The sequence below is a fragment of the Clostridiales bacterium genome (assembly GCA_012512255.1).
Taxonomy (GTDB): Bacteria; Bacillota; Clostridia; order Christensenellales; family DUVY01; genus DUVY01.
In genome coordinates, this window is the sequence record JAAZDJ010000116.1 from 1 (window position 1) to 3,216 (window position 3,216).

The window sequence follows — 3,216 nt, forward strand, 5'->3', positions numbered from 1 at the left end:
AAGCAAATAATAAATAAATAATTTTCCTAACAAAATAACATCTTCTATAGCAACTTCATATGAATGATAATACATTCTATTTTTTAACCTCTTTATTAAAAAATAACTTATAAAACAAAATCAAATTTTTTGAATTGCTCTCTGTTAAATGAAATGTTTTGCAAAACTCTTTATAAAAAGCAAATTTTAAATCCATCTTTTTTTTAAAAACCTCACCTAAATTTTAATGGTAGCGGATTGATTAGCTCAACCCGCCAAAGCTCTGCAAACAGTATTTAAAATACTTTTTTCTTAAGCCGTTTGCAGTCGGCCGCGGAGAATGAAATATGAAAGAAATTAGCTTACCTTTTTTACCCGTTCTTGTTCAACTTGTTTCTTGATATCTTCTTCTGTTGGGGAATATACTATATGAGCAACTTCAACTACATCGCCTAATGCAACAAAACGAGGTTTTGCGGATGCGCTGATTAATTCAAAAGTTACTTTTACTTTGTCAAATAACTTTACCGAATTAATCCCACCTTTTGTTTTGATTTGTTCCTCTGTAGGAAAATAAGTGTTAACAATTACATCATTGTCGTCGTTAATTTCTACTAGTTGCAAAATCATTCCTTTTTCGCCCGTCTTTTCGCCTGACTTTTTGTCTTTCTTGTCATAGACACGACAACTTAAAAATCTCATTACTGTTTCGATTACCATTTTTTTACACTCCTTTTTGCCCGCTTGCCATCTTTTTACGGTCAAGACTTACGGCTTTTATTTTTGCGGCTGGTAAAACCGCTAAAATTCTTTTTATTTTCTCTATATCAGCTTTAGTAGATTTTAATAGTTTGTCAGATATAGAAATTAATTTATCTATCTTAATTAAAATTTCGTTATATTCTTGTTCACTCATTCTAATTCCATTTTTTGATTACAGTCGCCACAAATGATATTTACTTCTTTCGTAGCTCTGACTGACAAACCGCAAGAACGACAAATATATTTTCGTGTGCTGCTTCTGCTAGCAACAATCTTCACAGGACTAATACGCTTTAAAGTTTGCAAGTTATTGACATAAGGTTTAACAAGCTGTTTTGCATTTTCCGTTAAAGTCGTAATATCAAAACCGCCTTTCGATGATTTTTCTACTTTTAAGCCGTGTTTTTCGGCTATCTCTTTATATCGCTTATTGTGATAATTCCCTGCCCTTGATGTGTCTTTAATATTATTTTGAAAGGCATATAAATGGCACATTTCGTGCAATAATGTTCCTGCTTTATCGATAGGCTCACGGTCAAGATAATCAGCCGATAAATTAATTTCTGGGCTTTTTTCTTCGCCGCTTTGCCAAGCATTGTAACCAGTGCACCAACCTAAAGTATTAGGCTTCCTATTAGCCTGTATCGTAATTACAGGTTTTGAAAGTGCACTTTCAAAAAATGTTTCATTTAGGTAATCGAATAAGTCATTAAATGCCTTTAATTCGTTTAAATATTTTTCGTTACAGCACATATAAATATATCCATTTTCTTGATATCTACTCCAATTATATATCATGTTAATGGATATGTCAATGGTTATATAGCAATTTTTTTGATATAATTTTAAAAAATGCACAAAGAATTCGGGAAAAAATTAAAAGAACTTAGAGAAAAATTTGGGCTATTTCAATCCGACCTTGCCAAAGAAATGGAAGTAGCCCAAAATACAATATCCAATTGGGAAAAAGGAAAATCCGAACCAAGTATAGAACAAATAATAAAATTAGCAGAAATCTTTAATACCACACCTAATGAATTACAAGGGTTTGAAAATCCCAAAAATAATATAAGCGAACTTGAACGCCGACTTATAAAAGCAGGCTTAAAAGATAAAATAAATAAACTAACAGAAGAACAATTTAATATTTTAATATCTTTAGTTGATAACTTTCTCATAGCAAACGATAATAAAAAAAACTAATTTATCTACATCGGGATAATCCCGATATTTTTTTATTAATCGTTCAAAATTACTTATCTTATGTTTAAACATTTGTTTATATAATATAACTATACAAAGAAAAAGTCAAGACCTAAAAATGAAAACACCAAAATAAAAAAAGGAATTCGTAATCAATAGGGCGGGGGTTCAAATCCCCCCATCAGCTCCAAAAAACGGCCGTCCAAAATAAGACGGCTTTTTTATTTAAAGTTTTGATTTTTTTGAAAAGTTTTAAAATCATAAAATAAAAAAGATGCAAAAATATATTAAGTATATATTTTTTTAAAAAAAATTATTTTTTAAATTGGCTGTTGCTTTTATTCTTTCCCATACCGCCAATATGATTATTGCCGCGAACATAATGTCAATAATAATCGCAAAACAGCGGTTATTGTTTTTGCTTAGCTGATTTTCTAATCATTATATATTCCAACACCGCCAAAATGATTATCGCCGCGAGCAAAACGCTGATAACAATTATGCCATTAATAACAAGATGTTGGGAAGGCGTTTGCCCTAGGGCCGAAATTAGCGCCGTCAAAGGCAGCAAAGAAATGCCAAAACTATACAAATATTTTATGGCGCCAAAGATTGTTACCAAGGCGTATTTTTCCTTTTTAAAAAACACCAGCTGCAATATCGCCATAATCAATCCAAGCGCTATAACGGAAGTAGCATAAAACGATAATTCTTTTGAGATGAGAAAATAATCAAATATTCCATACAAAAAGAATAGGGTTGACAAAGCAAAAAACAAAATATTTTTGAGATTTTTTACCATAGCTTAAATTCCTTTAACAATAATTATTAATATAGTATCCTTTGCCCCTTATGCCTTAAATAAAGTTTTAAAGAATAAAACATGTAAATTATATCATTACAATAATATTTAGTAAAGTTTTTAGTGTTGTTAAGGAAAAACATAAATATTAAGGGCAGCATATAAAACTATCCCGAACAAAAACTTTTTGTTAAGCCAAGGGCAATAATTTTCGCCCTAAACGGCGCATTTAGTGTTGTTTAAGAAAAAATATAAATATTAAAAACATATAAAACTATTTCCAAATAAAACTTTTGTTTAAGTTAAGGACAAAATTTTGCCCCAAACGGCGCAATATTTTTTACTTAAATTGCAACTACAAGTGCAACGGTTTGTATAATAAATTTGTTTTACAGTTCCCTTTACCCCGAGGGGTAAAGAGAAAATTTTTCTAATTCTTGAGCGAACACTTGTTCTGCTGATTTGTAGCC

At 30.5% G+C, this 3,216-nt stretch carries 5 protein-coding genes; 1 reads left to right on the top strand and 4 read right to left on the bottom strand.

All coding sequences use genetic code 11. The annotated features are described in order from the left end of the window. Positions 1-336: 336 nt before the first annotated feature. The 3 genes from GX756_05955 to GX756_05965 are packed head-to-tail and all read right to left on the bottom strand — an operon-like array spanning position 337 to position 1,494. Positions 337-699: a hypothetical protein gene (locus tag GX756_05955; protein ID NLC17403.1), complete on the bottom strand. Its 363-nt coding sequence runs from the start codon at positions 697-699 to the stop codon at positions 337-339. A 4-nt stretch (positions 700-703) separates the two neighbouring features. After that, a complete protein-coding gene (locus tag GX756_05960) occupies positions 704-895 on the bottom strand; it encodes a hypothetical protein (protein NLC17404.1) in 192 nt (63 codons plus the stop codon). After that, complete coding sequence (locus tag GX756_05965) at positions 892-1,494, bottom strand: SprT family zinc-dependent metalloprotease (protein NLC17405.1); 603 nt, start codon at positions 1,492-1,494, stop codon at positions 892-894. Before GX756_05965 ends, GX756_05960 begins: the two co-directional genes overlap by 4 nt. A 99-nt stretch (positions 1,495-1,593) precedes the next feature. Between GX756_05965 and GX756_05970 the strand changes: the two genes are divergently transcribed. Next, positions 1,594-1,944 carry a helix-turn-helix transcriptional regulator gene (locus tag GX756_05970; GenBank protein ID NLC17406.1) on the top strand — a complete coding sequence of 117 codons (351 nt, stop codon included), beginning with the start codon at positions 1,594-1,596 and terminating at the stop codon, positions 1,942-1,944. A 409-nt stretch (positions 1,945-2,353) separates the two neighbouring features. Here the strand turns inward: GX756_05970 and GX756_05975 are convergent, their stop codons facing one another. Then, entirely contained in the window at positions 2,354-2,746 is a 393-nt protein-coding gene (locus GX756_05975; protein ID NLC17407.1) for a hypothetical protein, read from the bottom strand. Positions 2,747-3,216: the final 470 nt, after the last annotated feature.